Raw genomic sequence first — 1,893 nt, forward strand, 5'->3', positions numbered from 1 at the left:
TCACCACCACCGGCACCACCCCCCTCACCACCACCCACGCCCTCCAACTCCTCGACCAAGCCCTCACCACCACCACACCCACCCTCATCGCCGCCAACCTCAACCCCACCGCACTCCACCGCGCACGACGCCTGCCCCGGGCACGCGCCGGCTCCGCGCGGCCGGCCGCGATGACCGAGGATCAACTTCTTTCTCTGGTACGGGAGAACGTCGCGACCGTCCTCGGCCACGCCCCCGGCGGGACGATCGACGCGGAGCGGCCGTTCACCGACCTCGGCTTCGACTCGCTCACCGCCCTGGAACTGCGCAACCGTCTCGCCGCCGCCACCGGCCTCACGCTGCCGGCGAGCCTGGTCTTCGACCACCCGAGCCCGCAGGCGGTCGCCGCGCATCTGGCCGCGGAACTGAGCGATCAGCCGGTCACCGCCACGACCCGGGTCGCCGAGGGCTACCGGGACGAGCCGATCGCGATCGTCGGCATGGCCTGCCGGCTGCCCGGCGGGGTGTCGTCACCGGAGCAACTGTGGGATCTGCTCAGCACGGGACGGGACGCGATCGGCGACTTCCCGGCGAACCGCGGCTGGGACCTGGACAACCTGTTCCACCCCGACCCGGACCACACCGGCACCAGCTACACCGGTCAGGGTGGTTTCCTGCACGACGCGGACGGGTTCGATCCGGAGTTCTTCGGGATGAGCCCGCGGGAGGCGCTGGCCACCGATCCGCAGCAGCGGCTGCTGCTGGAGACCACCTGGGAGACGTTCGAGCGGGCCGGCATCCGGGCGGCGTCGCTGCGGGGCACCGCGACCGGCGTGTTTACCGGGCTGATGTACCACGACTACGCCGCGGGTACGCCGGTCCCGGGTTACGAGGGCCAACTGCTCACCGGCACCAGCGGCAGTGTGGCGTCGGGCCGGGTGGCGTACACCTTCGGTCTGGAAGGTCCGGCCGTCACCCTGGACACCGCCTGCTCGTCGTCGCTGGTCGCGATCCACCTCGCCGCCCAGTCGCTGCGCAGCGGAGAGTGCTCGCTGGCGCTGGCCGGTGGTGTCACGGTGATGGCGACGCCGAACACGTTCGTCGAGTTCTCCCGCCAGCGGGGTCTGTCCCCGGACGGGCGGTGCAAGGCGTTCTCCGACAGCGCCGACGGCACCGGCTGGGCCGAAGGCGCCGGCATGCTCCTACTCGAGAAACTGTCCGACGCCCAAGCCAACGGCCACCCGATCCTCGCCGTCATCCGCGGCACCGCGATCAACCAGGACGGCGCCTCCAACGGACTCACCGCACCCAACGGCCCCGCCCAACAACGCGTCATCCAACAGGCCTTAGCCAACGCCGGCCTCACCCCGAACGACATCGACGCCATCGAAGCCCACGGCACCGGCACCCGACTCGGCGACCCCATCGAAGCCCAAGCACTCACCAACACCTACACCCCGGGCCGCCAGCGGCCGCTGTGGCTCGGCTCCCTCAAGTCGAACATCGGCCACGCCCAGGCCGCCGCCGGAGTCGCCGGAGTCATCAAGATGACCCTGGCGCTGCAGAACCAGCAACTGCCGCAGACCCTGCACGTGGACACGCCGACCAGCCACATCGACTGGAACGGCAACCCACTCACCCTGCTCACCGAACCGCAGCCCTGGCAGGCCGGAGAGAAAACTCGTCGCGCGAGCATCTCGTCCTTCGGCATCAGCGGCACCAACGCCCACCTCATCCTCGAAGAAGCACCCACCACACAACCAACCAACACCACCTCCGACTCCGAGGTGCTGGCCTTCAGCGCCAAAACCGAGACAGCACTACACGCCTACGCCCACAACCTCGCCAACTACCTACACCACAACAACGAGACCGGACTCGCCGGACAACTCGCCACCCGCACCACCTTCACCC

1 protein-coding gene is annotated in these 1,893 nt (G+C 69.6%); it reads left to right on the top strand.

Annotated features, from left to right (window positions below):
- On the top strand, window positions 1-1,893 hold a 1,893-nt coding region (locus ACFOX0_RS34045; RefSeq protein WP_377553780.1), incomplete at both ends, for a type I polyketide synthase.

The organism is Micromonospora zhanjiangensis, assembly GCF_042650605.1.
GTDB lineage: Bacteria > Actinomycetota > Actinomycetes > Mycobacteriales > Micromonosporaceae > Micromonospora_J > Micromonospora_J zhanjiangensis.